The sequence below is a fragment of the Kocuria salsicia genome (assembly GCF_007681555.1).
GTDB lineage: Bacteria > Actinomycetota > Actinomycetes > Actinomycetales > Micrococcaceae > Kocuria > Kocuria salsicia.
Genome location: NZ_VELE01000007.1, coordinates 52028 through 71544 on the forward strand (window position 1 = coordinate 52028; position 19517 = coordinate 71544).

15 protein-coding genes and 1 tRNA gene are annotated in these 19517 nt (G+C 71.3%); 8 read left to right on the forward strand and 8 right to left on the reverse strand.

Annotated features, from left to right (window positions below):
• Window positions 1–11 precede the first annotated feature (11 nt).
• The 3 genes from FS770_RS10085 to FS770_RS10095 form a co-directional block, all read right to left on the reverse strand.
• A complete protein-coding gene (locus FS770_RS10085; RefSeq protein ID WP_145011567.1) occupies window positions 12–1145 on the reverse strand; it encodes a glycosyltransferase family 2 protein in 1134 nt (377 codons plus the stop codon).
• A 268-nt stretch (window positions 1146–1413) separates the two neighbouring features.
• Window positions 1414–3570, reverse strand: a complete 2157-nt coding sequence (locus FS770_RS10090) for a RecQ family ATP-dependent DNA helicase (protein WP_145011571.1) — start codon at window positions 3568–3570, stop codon at window positions 1414–1416.
• A 599-nt stretch (window positions 3571–4169) separates the two neighbouring features.
• Window positions 4170–4242 (reverse strand) — tRNA-Lys (locus tag FS770_RS10095).
• A gap of 322 nt (window positions 4243–4564) precedes the next feature.
• Here FS770_RS10095 and glsA point away from each other — a divergent pair.
• From glsA to FS770_RS10115, 4 genes are all read left to right on the forward strand, one after another.
• A complete protein-coding gene (gene glsA, locus FS770_RS10100) occupies window positions 4565–6406 on the forward strand; it encodes a glutaminase A (RefSeq protein WP_145011574.1) in 1842 nt (613 codons plus the stop codon).
• Between the two features lie 54 nt (window positions 6407–6460).
• A complete protein-coding gene (locus tag FS770_RS10105) occupies window positions 6461–7081 on the forward strand; it encodes a hypothetical protein (protein ID WP_055082896.1) in 621 nt (206 codons plus the stop codon).
• Between the two features lie 452 nt (window positions 7082–7533).
• On the forward strand, window positions 7534–8151 hold the full coding sequence (locus tag FS770_RS10110) for a hypothetical protein (RefSeq protein ID WP_145011577.1): 618 nt from the start codon (window positions 7534–7536) through the stop codon (window positions 8149–8151).
• Between the two features lie 4 nt (window positions 8152–8155).
• Window positions 8156–9184, forward strand: coding sequence for an inorganic phosphate transporter (locus FS770_RS10115; protein WP_145011580.1), 1029 nt, complete (start codon window positions 8156–8158; stop codon window positions 9182–9184).
• 186 nt (window positions 9185–9370) lie between these two features.
• On the opposite strand, the gene pstB is transcribed toward FS770_RS10115, so the two are convergent.
• From pstB to pstS, 4 genes are all read right to left on the reverse strand, one after another.
• Window positions 9371–10150: a phosphate ABC transporter ATP-binding protein PstB gene (gene pstB / locus FS770_RS10120; protein WP_055082901.1), complete on the reverse strand. Its 780-nt coding sequence runs from the start codon at window positions 10148–10150 to the stop codon at window positions 9371–9373.
• Between the two features lie 37 nt (window positions 10151–10187).
• Window positions 10188–11318, reverse strand: a complete 1131-nt coding sequence (gene pstA, locus FS770_RS10125) for a phosphate ABC transporter permease PstA (protein ID WP_126874642.1) — start codon at window positions 11316–11318, stop codon at window positions 10188–10190.
• Window positions 11318–12265, reverse strand: coding sequence for a phosphate ABC transporter permease subunit PstC (gene pstC, locus FS770_RS10130; RefSeq protein ID WP_145011583.1), 948 nt, complete (start codon window positions 12263–12265; stop codon window positions 11318–11320). Before pstC ends, pstA begins: the two co-directional genes overlap by 1 nt.
• 141 nt (window positions 12266–12406) lie before the next feature.
• Window positions 12407–13513, reverse strand: a complete 1107-nt coding sequence (gene pstS / locus FS770_RS10135; protein WP_186366753.1) for a phosphate ABC transporter substrate-binding protein PstS — start codon at window positions 13511–13513, stop codon at window positions 12407–12409.
• A 197-nt stretch (window positions 13514–13710) separates the two neighbouring features.
• On the opposite strand from pstS, the gene FS770_RS10140 reads away from it, so the two are divergent.
• From FS770_RS10140 to disA, 3 genes are all read left to right on the forward strand, one after another.
• Complete coding sequence (locus FS770_RS10140; RefSeq protein WP_144943099.1) at window positions 13711–14868, forward strand: FUSC family protein; 1158 nt, start codon at window positions 13711–13713, stop codon at window positions 14866–14868.
• A gap of 58 nt (window positions 14869–14926) precedes the next feature.
• Complete coding sequence (gene radA / locus FS770_RS10145; RefSeq protein WP_055082910.1) at window positions 14927–16411, forward strand: DNA repair protein RadA; 1485 nt, start codon at window positions 14927–14929, stop codon at window positions 16409–16411.
• Between the two features lie 101 nt (window positions 16412–16512).
• On the forward strand, window positions 16513–17589 hold the full coding sequence (gene disA, locus FS770_RS10150; RefSeq protein WP_145011589.1) for a DNA integrity scanning diadenylate cyclase DisA: 1077 nt from the start codon (window positions 16513–16515) through the stop codon (window positions 17587–17589).
• Between the two features lie 136 nt (window positions 17590–17725).
• Here disA and FS770_RS10155 read toward each other — a convergent pair whose 3' ends face one another.
• Entirely contained in the window at window positions 17726–18457 is a 732-nt protein-coding gene (locus tag FS770_RS10155; RefSeq protein WP_144943098.1) for a hypothetical protein, read from the reverse strand.
• Window positions 18458–18482: 25 nt separating this feature from the next.
• Between FS770_RS10155 and FS770_RS10160 the strand changes: the two genes are divergently transcribed.
• The gene (locus FS770_RS10160) at window positions 18483–19478 is read left to right on the forward strand and encodes an HhH-GPD family protein (protein WP_244944870.1); all 996 of its coding nucleotides are present in this window, start codon (window positions 18483–18485) and stop codon (window positions 19476–19478) included.
• The last annotated feature ends 39 nt before the right edge of the window (window positions 19479–19517 follow it).

Sequence of the window (19517 nt, forward strand, 5' to 3'; positions counted from 1 at the left end):
CCGTACCGGCCTCAGGGACGGCGACACTTTACGAGTCCTCGCCGGTACCTCGCGATCTGCACGGCGCTGGCCACGGCCACGCGCACAGGTGCCTGCCGTGCAAGCAGCCAGCGCGGGCCCTCGGTGAGCAGTGCCGCAGGAGTCCCGAACCGTCGTCGCGCCTCGAGGGCCGCGAGCAGCTCCCCCTCCTCCGCAGTGCCCTCGAGCAGGCTGAGCACGCGCCGGTCTGCACGCGAGAGCTGGTCCGCGACGTGCGGGGCGAAGCCCAGGAGCTCCGCGGCCACTGATTTCGTGGCCTGGGCCCTCCCCTCTCCCCACTGTCCTGAACGCACCGAGCGCTCCACGGCGGGAAAGAAGTTCACGCGGACGTACTTCAGGACGAACGAGGTGCGGAACGCAGCGGACACCCCGGCAAACCAGGGCTTGAGTGCGAGGTCCAGGGCCGCGGCCACCTCGTCCCGGATGGGAAGGGGCTGCCGGGAGACCCTCGCATCCGCATCCGTGTGGACCAGATAGCCCGGCGTCCCCGGGGCAAGGTCGATCCGGCGCACCCCTGTGCAGAGCGCCACGACGAAGGACTGGTCCTCACCGGTGCGGACGTCCTCGTCGAAGTACGCGCTCAGACGGCGGGCCGTGGCCACGCGCACCAGACCGAACGCGGAACTCCGGTAGGCCAGCCGGTCCCTGACGGGATCGAGCCGGGCAGAGCGGAACGGACGGGTGATGGGGGTGATGTCCACGCGGTCGTTCTCGTGGTGCTGGAACGGCATCACGAGGTCGCTTCCCCGGTGCTCCGCGATCCCGATCCAGCGGGTCACGGCGCCCGGGTCAAGGGTGTCGTCGCTGTCCAGGAAGCTGACGTAGCGGGCGGTGGTGCGGCGCAGCGCCTCGTTGCGCGGGACTGCGGCGGTGGTTCCCCGGTCCTCGCACTCCAGCACCTGCACGGCCGCACGGTGCTCCGGGGGCAGCATCTCTCGGACCTGGTCCCCGGTGAGGTGGTGGGCCACCACGGTCACGCGGCACTGACCCGGCGCAGCCCCTCGGGCGGCCAGCCATGCTGAGGCCACGGCGCGTGCGAGCGGTCGCGAGGTGGAGTGGACGGGGATCACGATGTCCACGAGCGGATGAGCCGGGTGTTCGACCATGCCACCAGGATAATTGAGCCCCGTCCGTGGAACCGCCAGCCGATCCCCGTGGACCCCTGCGGGAGGGCGCCTCGGCACATCTGACCCCTGGCACACGGGCACACGGGCACACGGGCACACGGGCACACGGGCAGGTCTCCCCCGTGGGGCGTCTGCCCCAGGACGCCCGGGCACGTTGTTCGCCTGCCGCGTCGGCGCCTGAACATCCAAGCCTCTGTGCGCCTCGGTTCCGCGCGGGGCGTCCCGTGCCGAGGGAGCCTGGCTCGACTCAGCCCTGGGACGCGAGCACGAACGGCAGGACCGCCTCCGCTCCCGCTCTCCGCAGCTCCCGGGCCGCGACGGTGAGGCTCCACCGGCTGTCGACGAGGTCGTCCACCAGCAGGATGCTCGCCTGTGGGGCGGACCCGAGCTGCTCGGCAAGCTGCGGCGGGACCACGAAACGGTCCCACACCTCTGCCAGCCGGTAGGCGCTGTTGCCGCCGTGGCTGCCCCGGGGGATGTCCGGATTCAGATTTAGCGCACCCCAGTACGGCAGGTGCCCGGCGGAGGCGATCCCGCGGGCGAGAGAGTCCACGAGCCGCGGCCGGGACACGGACGGCATGGCCACCACAGCGGTGGGCCGCCGCTGCCAGTCCCACTGGGCGAGCACGGAGATGCTCGCCCGCCCGAGGTCCGCCGTGACCTCGGAGTCCACGGGTGCACCGTCCTCCCCCGCCCGGAAGACCTCCCGCAGCCGCTGGCCCCAGCCGAGATCCGTGAGCCGTGCCAGCGCCCTGCCACGCTCGGCCCGCTCCGTCTCCGGGATCTTCCCCTTCAGCGGCAGCCCAAGCCTGTCCATGCCCGTGGGCCACTGGGCACGCGGCTCGACCGGCAGGCCTGCCCGGTGCAGAGCGGCGTCCGCGGCGTCCGAGGCCTGGGCGTCGACACCCGTGGCGTACCAGGGCCCCGCGCACACATCGCACCGCCCGCAGGGCTGCGCCGTGGGATCGTCCAGCTGCCGGGTGAGGAACCGCATGCGGCACTCGGTGGTGGCCTGGTAGTCCAGCATGGCCTGCTGCTCGGCTTCCCGAGCCCGCCGCACGCGCTCGTAGCGCGGGGCGTCGTAGCTCCACGGCCTGCCCGTACTCTGCCAGCCGCCGGCCACGCGCTCCACGGCGCCGTCCACCGCGAGCACCTTCAGCAGCAGCTCCAGGGGCGAGCGCTTGATGTTGACCCGGGGCTCCAGCGCGGCCACCGACAGCGGCCCGCCGTGCTCCGCGAGCGCCGTGAGCACCGCCATGGCCTTCTCCTGCGTGGGCATGGAGGCTGTGGCGAAGTACTCCCAGATCTCCCGGTCCTCGGCTCCGGGCAGCAGCAGGACGTCCGCACTGTCCGTGGCACGCCCGGCTCGTCCCACCTGCTGGTAGTAGGCGACCGGTGAGGACGGCGCACCCAGGTGCACCACAAAGCCGAGATCCGGCTTGTCGAAGCCCATGCCCAGCGCGGACGTGGCCACGAGGGCCTTGACCTGATTCTTCTTGAGTGCGGCCTCGAGCTCCTCGCGCTCCGCGGCGTCCGTGCGGCCGGTGTAGGAGGCGACGGCGTGCCCGGCGTCCGACAGCGCCCGCGCGGTGTCCTCCGCCGCACCGATGGTCAGGGCGTAGATGATCCCGCTGCCCGGCAGCTCCTCGAGGTGCTGGAGCAGCCACGCGAGCCGGATGGCGGCGGAGGGCAGCTTCAGCACGCCGAGCCGCAGGGACGCCCGGGAGAGGGGACCGCGCAGCATGAAGACCTCCTGCTGGTATCCGGAGCCCACGCCGAGCTGCTCGCGGACGTCCTCGATCACGCGCTCGTTCGCGGTGGCCGTGGTGGCCAGCACTGCCACGGACTCCGGCAGGTCCGCGAGCATGTCCTTGATCCGGCGGTAGTCCGGGCGGAAGTCGTGTCCCCAGTCCGAGATGCAGTGTGCCTCGTCCACCACGAGCAGGCCGAGCCGGGAGACGAGCTGCGGGAGCTGCTCGTCTCGGAAGCGCGGGTTGTTGAGACGTTCCGGGGAGACGAGCAGGACATCCAGCTCCCCGCGGTCCAGTGCCGCGCTGATCTCGGACCACTCCGTGGGGTTGGCGGAGGAGATGGCCGCGGCGCGCACACCCGCGCGCTGCGCGGCGGAGACCTGGTCCCGCATCAGCGCCAGCAGCGGAGAGATGATGAGGGTTGGCCCGAAGCCCTGGGCGCGCATCAGCAGCGCCGAAAGGAAGTAGACGGCGGACTTCCCCCACCCTGTGCGCTGGACCACGAGCGCCCGGCGGTGGTCCTGGACGAGCGCCGAGATGGCCTCGAACTGCCCCGGGTGGAAGTCCGCCGCGGGGCTGCCCGTGAGGTCCCGCAGGTGGCGCTGCGCGCGCTCGCGCAGCGAAGTGGTGCCGTGTTCCGCCGTCTCGGTCATGGGCGAAGTCTCGCAGGTGCCTCGGACACGAATAAGCGGCCTGCGGTGCCGGCGCGGGGCTGCCCGTTAACGTGATACGTCCGCTGCACCCGGACCCTTCCCCCGAAGCGGTCCTCTCGGTGCAGCGGACGCACACGCCGGTAACCGGCGCGGATCAGATCCGCTCGGAGCACACGCCCCCCGGCGTGGACCCCGTTGCAACGCTCCACAAGACGTCCCGGTCCTGTCACGCCCCCAGCGTGTCAGGGGACCGGATCACGACGATCTGCGCGGCCCGTATTCCCCCCGGTCATGACCGCGCGTCGCTCGTTCTCCCGTGGTGCGATGACTTCATGCTGACACGTCACTCCCGGGATTTCCACCGCTGCGGAAGCACCTGCAGACCCATCACAATTCTGTGGACAAGCCACTTACAAAGCATATTCACGCATGTCAGAAGCCGTTTATAGGCGGTCGAACCCCGCCACCGCGGCGGCCCGACCCGGCGCACGTACCGCAAAATGGGGACAGACCGAACGACCGGTGGGCCCGCTGCAGGACGCCGGAGGCCACACATGAAGAAGCCCCGCGCCGGTCGGAACCGGGACGGGGCTGGAGGGTGCGCCCTGTGGGGCTCGAACCCACGACCCATGGATTAAAAGTCCACTGCTCTACCAACTGAGCTAAAGGCGCGTGCCCGATCTCGCGGTGCGGCGATCGGGCACCGCCACTCTACCGCAGGCACGCCGCGGATTCGCTCCGCCCGTCCGCGCGGCGTCGTCGCTCCTCGTGCCTCCGGCTGCGACGGGCCTTAAAGTGGGGGTGCGCGGCAGTGGGAAGTACCAGGCAGTGCGGATCCCGGCGGCGGGGAACCCGCGGTGGGACCCGCACGGTGTGGGATCCTTGGGGCAACATCCGAACCCGCCGTGCAGGCCCCGCCACCGGGGTCCTGCCAGCCCCGGCCCGCCGCGCCACCGCCGTACCCGGGCCGACCCCCAATCCCCAGGAGTGATCCGTGAGCACCGTTCCCATGACCAAGCTGGGCCCCTCGCCCGTCACGGAGTACCTGCGCCGCGTCGTGGCGGACCTGCGCGAGGTGGAGGGCGGCGCCGTCAACACCTCGATCCCGGAGCTTGCGAACGCGGACCCCTCGACCGTGGGCATCGCCGTGGCCACCGTGGACGGCGCGCTGTACCAGGCCGGTGACACCAAGCAGGAGTTCAGCATCCAGTCCATCTCCAAGGCCTTCACGTATGCGCAGGCGCTGACGGACCGCGGTGTGGAGGGTGTCTTCGAGAAGATCGACGTGGAGCCCAGCGGGGACGCCTTCAACGAGATATCCCTGCAGCCGGACACCGGACGTCCCTCCAACCCCATGATCAACGCCGGGGCCATCGCGTCCACCTCGCTGGTGCGCAACACGTCCCACGGCTCGCGCATGGAGCGCATCCTGCGGCTGTACTCGCGCTGCGCCGGCCGGCAGCTGCGGATCAACAAGACCGTGCAGGCACAGGAGCGCCGGGCCGGGGACCGCAACCGCGCCCTGGGCTGGCTGCTGACCTCCCGCGGGATCATCGAGGGCGATCCCACACGCGCCCTGGAAGACTACTTCAGCCAGTGCGCGGTGATGCTCAACTGCGTGGACCTGGCCCGGATGGGTGCCACGCTCGCCGCGGGCGGCAGGAACCCGGTGACCGGGGAGCGTGTGCTGGAGCCCCCGGTGGTCTCGGACGTCCTGTCCGTGATGAGCACGTGCGGCATGTACGACGACGCCGGGCGCTGGGCGCTGCGCGTGGGTCTGCCCGCGAAGTCGGGTGTGAGCGGCGGCGTCGTCGCTGTGCTGCCCGGCCAGCTCGCGGTGGCGGTGTTCTCCCCGCCGCTGGACCGGCACGGAAACTCGGTGCGCGGCGTGGCGGCGTGCGAGCGGCTCACCAAGGACCTGGACCTGCACTTCGCGCGCACCGAGCGCAACGGACACTCCACCGTGCGCGCCGAGTACACCCTCGCGGAGGCGCCGTCCCTCGTGCGTCGCAACGAGGCCGCCACGGAGGTCCTCGAGGAGCACGGTGAGGACGCACGGATCATCGAGCTGCAGGGGGACCTGCGCTTCGCGGGTGCGGAGACCGCCGTCCGCACGGTGCGGGAGGCCGCACGGCAGTCCCGCTACGTGCTCGTGGACATCCGCCAGGTGGACGACATGGCTCGGTTCGTGATCCCCATGCTCGGTCGCGCGGCGGAGCAGGTGGAGAACACGGGCCACCACGTGGTGCTGATCGCGGAGAAGGGCAACGAGCACGCCGGGCGGCTGGAGCACCCCATGCCGGTGTTCACCACGCGCGCCGAGGCCCTCACCTGGGCTGAGGACCGGATCCTCGAGGAGTTCGGCGGAGGCGAGTGCACTCCGGACAAGGTGGCCTCCACCCGCTCCGAGCTGCTGAGCACCATGGACGAGGAGGACGTCCGCCGCATCCGCGCGCACACCGAGCCCGTGTCGTGGGACGCCGGCGCCACCGTGCTACGCGCCGGCCAGAAGTTCAACGGCGTGTTCATGGTGACCTCGGGGCGTGTGGAGGTCTCCCGCCGCTCCCCGCAGGGCGACCGGGTGGAGCTGGAGGTCATCGGCCCGGGAATGAGCTTCGGCGAGATCGCCATGGGCACCGGGCTGCGCCACCTGGTGAGCTTCACGGCCCTGTCGGACGTCACCGCCCAGCGGCTGTCCCCGGAGGCCATCGCGCAGATCGAGGAGGAGGACCCGCGCCTGGCGCTGCGCTGGTGGCGAGCCGTAGGCCAGCAGGCGATGCTGCGCATCGAGGAGCGCTGGCGCCAGCGCGCCGGGGAGACCCACACGGCCGGCTGAGCTCGTGACCGCGGTCATGAACCGGCCGGGGACCCCGGGCGTACACTCGGGCGCATGCCCGAACGCCGTACTCACCACTCACCCGTGAAGTTCTCACCGCAGATGTTCGAGGCCCAGGAGGGCGGGACCGATCCCGCTCGGGTCTCCGAGGCCGCGCACCTCGCCGCCCAGGCCCTCGTCTCCCGCGGCAGGGACTCCCAGGACCCTGCGGTCCGGGAACGCCTGGTGCGCCTCACGGACGAGCAGGGCCTCGAGGGGATCGCCGAGATGTGGTCCGAGGCCCCCGCGGTGTCCCTGCCGGGCACGCTCTGGCGCCTCTACGCGCTGCGTGCCTCCGCACGCAAGGACCCGGACCGCATGAGCCGCTGGTTCGCCGCCGGGCGGTACACCGCGCAGGTGCCGAACGTCGTGGCCGGGGTCGCGGACCCGCCGGGTGCGCAGGAGATCTGCGACGTCGCGGACACCATCCTCTCTGGCGCGTTCGAGGGCGAGTTCGACGTCGCCCTGGAGCGTTTCGCGGCGTTCGCCCGGGTGGTCGCCGCGGGCCAGGAGCACACACTGGACGTGCCCGGTCTCAGCGTGCGCGATCCGTGGGAGCGGATCCCCCGGCTGCTGCGCACGGCCGAGGACCTGGAGGCCGCCGCGCAGGCCTGGCGGGCCGGCTCGCTCGAGTAGGCACCGCGGCGTCGTCGCCCACCGCGCCCGCGCCGTCGGCCTCGCCGGGGACGCCGTCGTCGACGCCGTGCTGTCGTCGCCCACCACGCCCACGTTGCCGGGCCGCAACGCCGGGCCGCGCCTGGTGCCGCCCACGGGGTGCCGCGGTGCGGCGGATCGGGCCTCGCCCCACCGGGGTTGAGGCGGCCCCGGGGGCTCGCGCTACGATGGGTGTAGGTGTCGGGCCGTGGCAGCCCCGGGCTCCATCATTTAGCCGCTTCGAGCGGCCTTCCGCCGAGAGGCGCTCCCGGTCCGGCACCGCCTACTTCTCCCCCTCTCTTCGCGCGGGTTTGCGCGCCTCCACCCGTGCCCCGTCACGGTACTCCCCACCTGTAACCTTCGTTCGGTACAGTTGCGCCGACACGAAGCCGAGAACGAGGCTGACGGAGCCCAGGACGCGGGAGGACGGACGGATGGCCTTTCGGATCTTCCCGGAGGACGAGCGCGTCACGGACCTGCTGGTCCAGATGGCCCAGTGCGTCCTGACGGCGGTGGAGCAGCTCTCGGAGCACCTCGGGCAGATCGACAAGGTCTGGGAGCTGCCCATCCCGGACCTCCTGGACACCGAGGACCGCTGCACCAACCTCTACTTCTCCCTGATGACCACCACGCGCTCCTCCTACGTGGTGCCCATCCCCCGCCAGGACGTCTACGTGCTGGGCCACTGGCTGCTGCGCGCCGTGCAGTGCCTCGTGGCGTGCGCCGAGCTCCACCGCCAGTACAAGGTGGAACGGCCCAGCTCCCACGCCACCGAGCAGCTCGCCGTAATCCAGCACATGGCCCACATGACGCTCAAGGCCATGGGCCGCCTGACCAGCCTGGAGGAGCTCGACGACTACTGGTTCGAGATGATCCGGCTGACCCGCCAGGCCGAGCGCACCCAGCGCAGCTACCGGGCCAGCCTGCTGGACGAGTTCAAGGCCGGTCAGGCCATCCGCCGAATGGACACCGCCCAGCAGCTCTTCGACGCCGCGCAGGCCCTCGGCCAGGTCTCCTCCGAGGTGGGCCGGATCCTCGTGGCGGAGTCCTGAGCCCGTGACCGAGCTGCTGGCCCTGCTGGGGATCCTCCTCACGCTCGTCTTCACGGTGGTCAACGGCTTCCACGACGCCTCCAACGCCGTGGCGCTGCCCGTGCGCTTCAACGCCCTCACCCCGCGCGTGGCGCTGTGGCTGGGAGCGGTGTTCAACCTCGTGGGCGCGCTGCTCGTGGGGCTGGTGCTGAACCGGATGATCACCTTCGAGATCCCCGTGCCGTTGGACGTGGTGGGGGTCGTGGCGCTGCTGTGCTCGCTCGTGACCGCGATCGGCTGGGACCTCGCCACCTGGTGGTGGCGGATGCCGTCCTCCTCCACCGCGGCGATCGGCGGCGCGGTGGTGGGTGCCCTGCTGGGGGCGCGCGCCGTGGGGCTGCTCCACGGCCCCCTGCCGGTGGGCCCCTACCTCTCGTGGAACGTGTTGGTGCCCCTGGTCGTCTCCCCGGTGGTCGCGTTCGCTGCCGCCTACCTGCTGGTGCCGCCCCTGGTGCACCTGGTCCGCCACGAGACGCCGGGGCGCGTGAACTTCCGCTCGGGCGTGGTGCAGGCCACGGGTGCCGCGGCCATCCACTTCGGCCACGGGATCCAGCACGCCCGCCGCACCCTGTGGATCCTCATGGTCCTGATGCTCGTGCTCGGCTCCGGCTTCTCCCGCGGCAGCATCCCCGTGTGGCTGGTCCTGCTGGTGGGCCTCTGCCTGGGCTTCGGGACGCTGCTGGGCGGGTGGCGGATCGCCTACACGCTCTCCTCGCGCGTGGTCACCCTGGACCCCCTGCGCGGTGCGATCGCCCAGACGGTCTCCGGCGCCCTGCTCTTCGTGGGCGGCTTCCTCTCCCCCATCCCGCTGTCCACCTCGCAGACGAGCACGGGCGCGATCCTCGGCGCCGGCTCCACCCAGAAGTTCCGCACCGTCTACCACAAGACCGTGGTGCGCCTGCTCCTCACGTGGATCGTCACGGCGCCGGTGTGCGGGCTGGTCTCGGGGATGCTCTTCCTCGCGCTCTCCCCGCTGCTGCCCGCCCTGCTCTGAACGGCCCTGAGCCGACGACGACGCCGCACGGCCGCCTCCCGCGCGCTGCGGTCCATCCCCGCGCCCCAGCTCAAGGCTGAGGCCGCGCACCCGAGCCCGAGCCCAGGGTGACGCGGCCCCGTAGCAGAGGCGAGGCGGCCCTGCGCCGGGGCCACGCGGCGTCGTCGTGCCCGTCCGTCGCGGGGATCAGCCGAAGCGCCCCGAGACGTAGTCCTCGGTCTCCTGCTTCTGCGGCGTGTTGAAGATCTCGGACGTGGGCGCGTACTCGATCAGGCGCCCGGGCTTGCCGGTGCCCTCGATGTTGAAGAACGCGGTCTTGTCCGAGACACGCGAGGCCTGCTGCATGTTGTGGGTCACGATCACCACGGTGTAGTCCGACTTGATGTCGTTGATGAGGTCCTCGATGGCCAGCGTGGAGATGGGGTCCAGCGCGGAGCACGGCTCGTCCATGAGGATCACCTCGGGCTTCACCGCGATCGCGCGGGCGATGCACAGACGCTGCTGCTGCCCGCCGGAGAGCCCGGATCCCGGCTTGCCCAGCCGGTCCTTGACCTCGTTCCACAGGTTGGCGCCGCGCAGCGAGCTCTCCACGAGGTCGTCGGCGTCGCTGCTCGAGATCCGCTTGTTGTTCAGCTTCACACCCGCCAGGACGTTGTCCCGGATGGACATGGTGGGGAACGGGTTGGGGCGCTGGAAGACCATCCCCACCATGGAGCGCACCGTCACCGGGTCCACGCCCTTGCCGTAGAGGTCGTCCCCGTCCAGGAGCACCTTGCCCTCCGCGCGCGCCCCGGGGATGACCTCGTGCATGCGGTTGAGGGTGCGCAGGAACGTGGACTTGCCGCAGCCGGAGGGGCCGATGAACGCGGTCACGGAGCGCGGCTCGATGTTCATGCTGACGTCCTGCACGGCCAGGAAGTCGCCGTAGTAGACGTTGAGGTGTTCGACGTCGATGCGTTTCGACATGGGTGTCAGTCCTTCGCTCAGGTGGTTAGGGCCGCGCTCAGCGCCCGGCGGTCTTGGGGGCGAACGCCCGGGCGATCAGGCGCGCCACGAGGTTCAGCAGCATCACGATGATGATGAGGATCAGGGCCGCGGCCCACGCCCGCTGCAGCGAGGGGTCGGGGTTCGTGGGCGACGTCGGGTTCATGATCTGGTAGTAGATGAACGTGGGCAGCGTGGTCATCCAGCCGGAGAACGAGTTCCAGTTGATGGCCGTGGCGAAGCCCGCCGTCACCAGCAGGGGCGCGGTCTCACCGATCACGCGCGCGATCGCCAGCGTCACGCCGGACGCGATGCCCGAGATCGCGGTGGGGATGACCACCTTGAGGATGGTGCGCCACTTGCGCACGCCCAGCGCGTAGGAGGCCTCGCGCAGCTCGTTGGGCACGATCCGCAGCATCTCCTCCGTGTTCTTGACCACCGTGGGGATCATCAGCACGGTCAGTGCCACGGCGGCCACGAAGCCCGTGCGGGTGGAGGGCCCGAAGATCATCCCGAACAGGGCCGCGGCGAAGAGACCGGCCACGATGGACGGGATGCCGGTCATCACGTCCACGAAGAACGTGATCGCCTTGCCGAGCCAGCCGCCCTGGGAGTACTCGACCAGGTAGATGGCGGTGAGCAGGCCCACCGGCACCGACATGACCGTGGCCCAGAAGGTGATGGACACCGTGCCCACGATCGCGTGGTACGCACCGCCCACCACCTCGCCGGAGGATCCCGCGGTGTTGTCCTGCAGGCCGGTGACCCCGTTCATGGAGGTCCACAGCATGTTGCCGGTCAGCCCGGGGACGCCGTTGACGAGCACCGTCCAGATCACGGAGACCAGCGGGATGACCGCCAGGACGAAGGCCGTGTAGACCAGGAAGGTCATCAGCGAGTCCTTCCCGGCGCGGGAGCCCTCGATGAGCCCCACGGCGAGCGGTCCCACCACCAGGAAGATCACCGCGGCGAACAGCGCCCACAGGGCGATGCCGAAGCCCACCAGCGCGGCGAGCGCGGCACCCGCCACCACGGCGACGACGCCCACCACGGGCACGAGCCAGCGGGGCCGCTGCCCGCGCGTGAGCTTGGAGCGGCGCACCGGCGAGACGCCGGGGCCGGGCTGGGAGGTCTGCGTGGACGTGGACATCAGTTGGCCCCCGAGAATTCCTTGTAGCGGGCGATGATGGCGCGGGCAATCATGTTGACCACCAGGGTGATGAGGAACAGCACCAGCCCGGCGGCGATCAGCTCGGACAGCCGCAGGCCGTAGGCCTCCGGGAAGTTCAGGGCGATCTCCGCCGCGATGGTCTGGTTGCCGGACTTGACGAGGGACGCGATCATCGGTCCGGACGAGAGCACCAGGGCCACCGCCATGGTCTCGCCGAGGGCGCGGCCGAGCGCGAGCATGATCGAGGAGACGATCCCCGGGCGCGCGAAGGGCAGCACGGACACGCGGATCATCTCCCAGCGCGTGGCGCCCAGGGCGAGCGCGGCCTCCTCGTGCAGCTTGGGGGTCTGGGAGAAGATCTCGCGGGACATGGACGTGATGATGGGCAGGATCATGATGGCGAGCACGATGCCCGCGGTGAGCATGGTCTTGCCGGTCTGGGACGCGGGGCCCGTGAAGAAGGGGATGAACCCGGCGTGCTCGCTGAGCCAGGTGTACAGCGGCACGAGCGCGGGGGCGAGCACTGTGGCACCCCACGCGCCGTAGATCACGGAGGGGATCGCCGCGAGCAGGTCGATCACATAGCCGACCGGGGTGGAGATCCGCGCCGGTGCGTAGTGCGAGATGTAGAGGGCCACGAGGATGCCCACGGGCGTGGCGATCAGCAGGGCGATCACCGAGGCGATCAGCGTTCCGACCACGAGCGGGCCGATGTAGCTGAAGAACCCGGCGCCCCCGGTGATCTCGGCCGCGGGGGCGGTGAACGTGGGCAGCGCCTGCAGCAGCAGGAACAGCGCCACGGCCGCCAGGACCGCGAAGATCAGGATCCCCGCGGCCAGGCTGAGCCCGGAGAAGACGGCGTCACCGGCACGCCCGCCCGCGGACGAGCTGGTCCCGGGTTTGCGTGCGCTAAGGGTGGTGGACATGGAACAGTCCCTTCGATCAAGGTCTGGTGCGTGCTGGGCGAAGGCCACCGCCCAGCCTAGGGGCTCGTGGGCCCCGGGGGCGTGGCTGCGGCGTCGGCTCCCCATGAGGTGCCGACGCCGCGTCCGTGCGCTGCGGGCGGGTCAGCCCTTCGCGGAGATGGACTCCACGGCGGCCTTGGCCTCGTCCCGCAGGGACTGGGACAGCGGGGCGGAGCCGGCGGAGTCCGCGGCGGCCTTCTGGCCGTCCTCGGAGACCACGTACTTCTCGAAGGACTTCACGAGGTCCGCCGTCTCCTGGGAGTCGTAGGTGGAGCACACCACGTGGTAGGAGATCAGCACCAGCGGGTAGGCCCCGGCCTCCGTGGTGGCGCGGTCGATGTCGATGGCCATGTCGTGCTCGCCGCGGCCCTCGACCTGCTTGGAGACCTCCACGGCCTTGGCGGCGGCGTCCGCGGAGTGGGCCACGTACTTCTCACCCACCTTGATGGCCGCGGTGCCGAGGTCCCCCACGGCGGAGGAGTCCGCGTACGTCACGGCGCCCTCGGTGCTGGAGGTCGTGGAAACCACGCCGGAGGTGCCCTTGTTGTTCTCGGCCGCGTACTTGGTGGGCCACGCCTGGGCAGGCTCCTCCGTCCAGTCCTGGGGCGCGGCCTTGGAGAGGTAGTCCGTGAAGTTCTCGGTGGTGCCGGAGTCGTCGCTGCGGTGCACCACGGTCACGGCTGTGTCCGGCAGATCGGCGTCCGGGTTCTGCTTCTTGATCTCGTCCGCGTTCCACTTCTTGATCTCGCCCTTGAAGATCTTGGCGATCGTGGGCGCGTCCAGGTTCAGCGACTTCACGCCCGGCAGGTTGAAGGCCACCGAGATCGGGGAGACGTAGACGGGCAGGTCCATGGCCCCGGCGTCCCCGCACTGCTGCTTCGCCTGGGAGACCTCGTCCTCGGTGAGGTAGGCGTCCGAGCCGGCGAAGTTCGCCCCGCCCGCCAGGAACGCCTTGCGCCCCGCGCCGGAGCCGTCCGGCGAGTACTGCACCGTGGCACCGCTGTTCGCGGACTGGAAGCCGTTCTGCCACGCGGTCATGGCGGCCTGCTGCGAGGAGGCGCCGATGCCGGTCAGGGTCCCGGAGACCCCGCTCTGCTCCCCCGAGCCGCCCCCGGCACTTCCGGTGGGGTTGTCGGAGCCGCAAGCGGTCAGGGCGAGGGCACCAATGGCCAGGACTGCGGCCGAGCGGCCGACGTGCGAAAGCTTCACAGTTTTTCCCTTCGAAAGCATGTACCGGTGGAGCGGGTGAACGGGGCCGAACGGGTCTCGGCGTGCACCACCGCAGCGCTCTCAGTGCGCCCAGCGCTCACCGTAGGCATCGAACGTGGACAGCGTCGGCCACGAAGGTGAACGGGCGATTAACAACTGGCACAGGGGCTGTCGGAGGGAGAGCCTAGGATGGCCTCATGGCCTCCTCGGAAGCAGCTACCCACCGCTCCCGACTCCGCCGTGTCCCCGAGATCGCGGGCCGTCGCGGCCGCACCGGGTGGGTGCGGATGACCGCAGGCTACTTTCAGGCGGTCCAGATGACGGTGGCCGCCGTGGGGGCGTACGTGATCGCCGAGCGGCTGCTGGGCCACCACGGCCCCATCTTCGCCGCCACCGCCGCCCTCGTCTCCCTCGGCTACGCCAAGGGAGGGCTGCGCTACCGCCGCGTGCTCGAGGTCTCCATCGGCTGCACGCTCGGGATCGTCGTGGGCGACCTCCTGATCCACCTGCTGGGTCCCGGGGAGTGGCAGGCCGCCGTCGTCCTGCTCGTGTCCCTGCTGCTCGCCCGGTTCCTGGACAACGGCGCCATCTTCACCACCCAGATGGGTCTGCAGTCCGTGCTCGTGGTGCTGCTGCCACCCTCCCAGGACGGCGTGTTCGCCCGCTCGCTCGACGCGGTCGTGGGCTGCTTGTGCGCGCTCGTGCTCGCGTACATCGTGCCGCAGGACCCGCGCCGCGAACCCCGCCAGGACCTCAGCAAGCTCATTGACGAGTTCACGCGCATTCTCACCGACTGCTCGCACGCCGTCGCGGACACCGACTCCCGGCTCGCGTGGCACGCTCTGGTCCGGGGACGCCAGACCCAGCCGCTGGTGGACTCGGTGCGCACGGGGCTCATGGGCTCGCGCGAGATCACGTACGCGTCCCCCCTCTACCGGCGCCACCGCCACGAGATCGACGAGCTGAGTGAGAGCATCCGCTACCTCGACCTCGCGGTGCGCAACTCCCGGGTCTTCGCACGCCGCCTCGCGTCCGTGCTCAACAGGGTCACGCTCGCCGACGACGCCGTGACTTCCCTCTCCGGGGCCCTCGCCGACCTCTCGGACGCCGTCCTGAGCCTGGGCCACGCCCTGGCCGAGAGCCACGAGCAGACGAGGGAGAGCTACCTGCGCCAGACGCGCAACGAGCTGTTCTCCGTGGCCCAGCGTCTGGAACCTGGTGCCATGGGCATCCGCACTATGGAGGGCGAGGCGCTCGTGCTGCTGCTGCGTCCCATGGTGGTGGACCTGCTCGAGGCCGCAGGGGTCTCCCACGAGACCGCCGCCAAGAGCCTCCCGGCGCTCGGCGGGCAGTGAGGCGGCGGGGCCGGCCCGGTCGCCTATGCGCGTCGGAGCCGCCCCCTATGGTGAGGCCATGAGCACGAAGACCCGTAAGCCCTCCGTGACCTACCGCTGCACGGAGTGTGGGTGGACCACCGCCAAGTGGGTGGGGCGCTGCGGTGAGTGCCAGGCCTGGGGAACCGTCCAGGAGATGGGCGGCAGCCAGGAGCACGGTCGCACCCGAGCGGCGTCCTCCGTGGCCACTCCGGCACGGCCCATCTCCCAGGTGGACTCCTCCGTCGCGCGGTTCACCCCCACCCAGGTTCCCGAGCTGGACAGGGTGCTCGGGGGCGGGCTCGTCCCGGGCGCCGTGATCCTGCTCGCCGGTGAACCCGGCGTGGGCAAGTCCACCCTGCTGCTGGACGCCGCCGCGAAGGTTGCCGCGGGCGCCGCGGGTGAGGCGATGCGCACCGCGGGGCCGAACGCCAGTACCGGCGAGGGCGCGGAACGCGCGTCCGGTTCGCGGGCAACGTCGTCCGGGGCCTCCCCTCGCACCGTGCTCTACGTGACCGGGGAGGAGTCCGCCGCGCAGGTGAAGCTGAGAGCCGAGCGGATCAACGCACTCTCAGACACGCTGTACCTGGCGGCGGAGTCGGACCTCTCGGCGGCACTGGCGCAAGTCGAGGCGCTGTCCCCGGACCTGCTGGTCGTGGACTCCGTGCAGACGTTGGCGAGCTCGGAGATCGAGGGCTCCGCCGGCGGTGTGAGCCAGGTGCGGGAGGTGGCCGCGAGCCTCATCCACGCCGCGAAGACCAGGAACATGACCACCCTGCTCGTGGGCCACGTGACCAAGGAGGGCTCGATCGCCGGGCCCCGGCTGCTCGAGCACCTCGTGGACGTGGTGTGCCAGTTCGAGGGTGACAAGCACTCGCGCATCCGGCTGCTGCGGGCCGTCAAGAACCGCTTCGGGCCCACGGACGAGGTGGGGTGCTTCGACCTCGAGGAGAACGGCATCCGCTCCGTCTCGGACCCCTCGGGACTGTTCGTCTCCCGCACCCCCGTGCCGGTGGCGGGCACGTGCCTGAGCGTCACGGTGGAGGGCCGCCGACCCCTGCTCGCCGAGGTCCAGGCGCTGCTGGACAAGTCGAGCACCGCGCAGCCGCGGCGGGCCACCGCCGGGCTGGACGGCTCCCGCGTAGCCATGCTGCTGGCCGTGCTGCAGCGCAGGGCCGGCGTGGCCCTCGCCTCCATGGACTGCTACGTCTCCACGGTGGGCGGGGTGCGGCTCACGGAGCCCGCCACGGACCTGGCCGTGTGCATGGCCCTGGCCTCCGCCGCGCAGGACCGCCCGCTGCCGCAGCGGCTCGTGTGCTTCGGGGAGATCGGGCTGGCCGGGGAGGTGCGGCCGGTGCCGGAGATCAACCGTCGGATCCAGGAGGTCGCCCGCCTGGGATTCACCCACGCGGTCGTCCCCGCCTCGCCCAGCGGCCCGGGGAAGATCCCGCCGGGGTTCTCGGTGCGGGAGGTGACCACGGTGAACCAGGCTATGGAGCTGCTCTTCCCGCCGCGGGCCGGCTGAGCCCGTGGGCCGCGGCGGGCGAGGACGGGCCGCGGGCTGGCCGCAGAGCCTGCACCACGCTGTGCGCGGCCCGTACAGAGACCCGTACATAGAATGGTGTCGTGGTGAAGACACGTGAAACCGCTCTGCGGAAGACCCTCGCGCGGGTCGCCCCCGGGACCGAGCTGCGGACCGGGCTGGAGCGCATCCTGCGGGGTCGCACGGGTGCGCTGATCGTCCTCGGCTTCGAGCGCTCCATGGAGTCGCTGTGCTCCGGGGGCTTCGACATCGACACGGACTTCACCCCCACCAAGCTGCGCGAGCTCGCCAAGATGGACGGTGCGATCGTGTGCGACAGGGACGCCTCCCGCCTCCTGAAGGCCGGGGTCCAGCTCATGCCGGATGCACGAATCACCACTCAGGAGTCCGGCACGCGGCACCGCTCCGCGGAGCGCACCGCCAAGCAGACCGGCCTGCCCGTGATCTCGGTGAGCCAGTCGATGAGCGTGATCACCATCTACGTGGACGACTACCGGTACGTCATCGAGGGCTCGCAGGCCATCATGGCCCGGGCGAACCAGGCGCTGCAGACCCTCGAGCACTACAGCCACCGTCTGGAGCAGGTGCTCGGGGCCCTCTCGGCCCTCGAGATCGAGGCGGCGGTGACCGCACGGGACGTCGCCCTCACCCTGCAGCGCATGGAGATGGTCCGGCGCATTTCGGAGGAGATCGGGTGGTACGTGCTGGAGCTCGGCGAGGACGGGCGGCTGATCTCCCTGCAGCTCGAGGAGCTCACCGCCGGCACCGGTCCCGGCCCGGACGTCGTCCTGCGGGACTACCTCCCGGACCCCACCCCCGCCGAGGAGCTGGACGCGGCCCTGGAGCGACTGGCGGAGCTGTCCTCCGCGGACCTCATCGACCTGCAGAAGGTCGCCTCCGCCGCGGGTCTCACGGCACCGCAGTGGAGCCTGGAGACAGACCTCCACCCCCACGGCTACCGGCTGCTCGAGGGGATCAAGTCCATGCCGCGCGCGGTGGCCAAGCGACTCGTGGCGCAGTTCGACGGGCTGCAGTCCCTGATGGCCGCGAACCTCGAGGACCTGATGTCCGTGGAGGGCATCGGCGAGCAGCGGGCCCGCACGGTCCGCGAGTCCCTCTCCCGCATGGCAGAGACGAGCCTGCTCGACCGCTTCATGTGAGCCGCTGCCGTCCAGCGGCACGCTCCTGGGGGCGCGAGCCAACCGGCCGGAGGTGGCGACCGCCGCCCCGGGCGAGAGTTTCTCCTGCCGAGAAAAGCGCCGCTGGCTGTGAACGCCCCCTCGCGGTCAGGGCCGCCTACTGCAGGACGAACGCCACCTGGGGGCTGCTGTCCTCGCCCAGGGAGGCCGTGAGGTTGTAGTACCCCGCGAGCGCTTCCGCCTGACCGGCGGGGCAGCCCTCTGCGGTGCGGACGCGGTTCCAGGTCAGCCGCGACGTCTCCTTCTGCCCCGCGTCGAGCGTGACCGTCTTGTCCTCGCCCGGGGCGGCGCAGTGGCGCGAGTCGAACACGGTGTCCGAGCCGGAGGTCACCACGAACGCCATCTGCTTGCTGCCGGCGTTCACGGTGCACTGGTTGTCCCCGGTGTTCTCCAGGGTCATCACGAGCGCGGGCTGCTCCTTGGCGGCGTAGGTCTCCTTGTCGGTGGAGGCCGTGACCGTGAGGTTCGTTCCGCACGCCTGGGGTGTGCTGCTCGCACTGGGTGAGGACGACGGCGCCGCGCTCCCCGGGCCCGAGGGGTTGGGCCGGGGCGTGAAGTCGGCGAACTTCTGGTCCGGGTTGGCGGTGACCTGGGTGCTCGCGGTCGACGCGGCGGCCGGGGCCGGGTCCTCGTCCCCGGACTCCGAGGAGGTCACGGCACGGACGCCCATGGTGACACCCCCGACGAGGAACAGGGCGAGGAGCACCAGCACGGACAGCGCCACCAGGCGGCGTCGCCGGTAGACGTGGTCCGGGAGCCGGGCCTCCGAGCCCCCGTCGTCGGAGGGGTGCGCGGGGGGATCGTGACGCTCGGAACCGTGGGAAGCCATGGTCTCCAGGTTACCGTGGGGAGTTATGAACTCGAGCGCCGGTCCCGCCGCGGAAGACCCCCAGCAGGACGACCACCAGGGCATCCACCGCGCCGTGATCGAGTGGTACGCGCGCGCCGCCCGGGACCTCCCCTGGCGGGCACCGGAGCGCACCCCGTGGCAGGTGCTCGTCAGCGAGATCATGCTGCAGCAGACCCCCGTGGTGCGCGTGCTGCCCGTGTGGCGGCGCTGGATGCAGCAGTGGCCGGAGCCCCGGGACCTGGCGGAGGCCTCCCCGGCGGACGTCGTCCGCGCCTGGGATCGGCTCGGCTACCCCCGCCGCGCCCTGCGGCTGCACGCTGCCGCCCAGAGCATCCGTGACGAGCACGGCGGGCGGGTGCCGAGCAGGCACTCCGAGCTGCTCGCGCTGCCCGGGATCGGGGCGTACACCGCCGCCGCGGTGGCTGTCTTCGCGTTCGGCCAGCGCCACGCGGTGGTGGACACCAACATCCGGCGCGTGGAGGCCCGGCTGTTCACGGGGCGAGCGCTGCCCTCCCGTTCCCTCACGGCCGCCGAGACGCGGCTCGCCGAGGAGCTGCTGCCCCGGGGCGTCCCCGAGTCCGTCGCGTGGAACCAGGCCGTCATGGAGCTTGGCGCCCTGGTCTGCACGGCACGTTCTCCGCGCTGCTCCGACTGCCCGGTGCGGGAGGACTGCGCGTGGCTGGCCGCGGGCAGCCCCCCGGCCGAGGACGTGCCGCGCGGGCAGGCGTGGCACGGAACCGACCGGCAGGTGCGCGGTGCACTCATGGCCGTGCTGCGTGCCGCGGAGGAACCGGTGCCCCGCCGCCTGCTGCTCGCGGACGCCTCCTCCGCAGAGCAGCTCGCCACGGAGCACGGGGCGCCGCCGCAGGTGGTCGTGGACGGTCTCACCGCCCTGTGGCGGCTGCCCGCCCCGGCCGAGCAGCGCGAACGCGCCCTGGCCGGGCTGCTCGCGGACGGCCTGGCCGCCGAGTCCGACGGCGGGCTCAGCCTTCCGGTGTGACGGCGCCGCCCGGTGTGGTGGCGATTCCCGGTGTGACGG

Bases quoted from the DNA above. Each gene is read 5' to 3' on its own strand.
- FS770_RS10085 (WP_145011567.1), bottom strand. From the start codon at position 1,145: ATGGTCGAACACCCGGCTCATCCGCTCGTGGACATCGTGATCCCCGTC.
- FS770_RS10090 (WP_145011571.1), bottom strand. From the start codon at position 3,570: ATGACCGAGACGGCGGAACACGGCACCACTTCGCTGCGCGAGCGCGCG.
- FS770_RS10105 (WP_055082896.1), top strand. From the start codon at position 6,461: ATGCCCGAACGCCGTACTCACCACTCACCCGTGAAGTTCTCACCGCAG.
- FS770_RS10110 (WP_145011577.1), top strand. From the start codon at position 7,534: ATGGCCTTTCGGATCTTCCCGGAGGACGAGCGCGTCACGGACCTGCTG.
- pstB (WP_055082901.1), bottom strand. From the start codon at position 10,150: ATGTCGAAACGCATCGACGTCGAACACCTCAACGTCTACTACGGCGAC.
- pstA (WP_126874642.1), bottom strand. From the start codon at position 11,318: ATGTCCACGTCCACGCAGACCTCCCAGCCCGGCCCCGGCGTCTCGCCG.
- pstC (WP_145011583.1), bottom strand. From the start codon at position 12,265: ATGTCCACCACCCTTAGCGCACGCAAACCCGGGACCAGCTCGTCCGCG.
- FS770_RS10140 (WP_144943099.1), top strand. From the start codon at position 13,711: ATGGCCTCCTCGGAAGCAGCTACCCACCGCTCCCGACTCCGCCGTGTC.
- radA (WP_055082910.1), top strand. From the start codon at position 14,927: ATGAGCACGAAGACCCGTAAGCCCTCCGTGACCTACCGCTGCACGGAG.
- FS770_RS10155 (WP_144943098.1), bottom strand. From the start codon at position 18,457: ATGGCTTCCCACGGTTCCGAGCGTCACGATCCCCCCGCGCACCCCTCC.
- FS770_RS10160 (WP_244944870.1), top strand. From the start codon at position 18,483: ATGAACTCGAGCGCCGGTCCCGCCGCGGAAGACCCCCAGCAGGACGAC.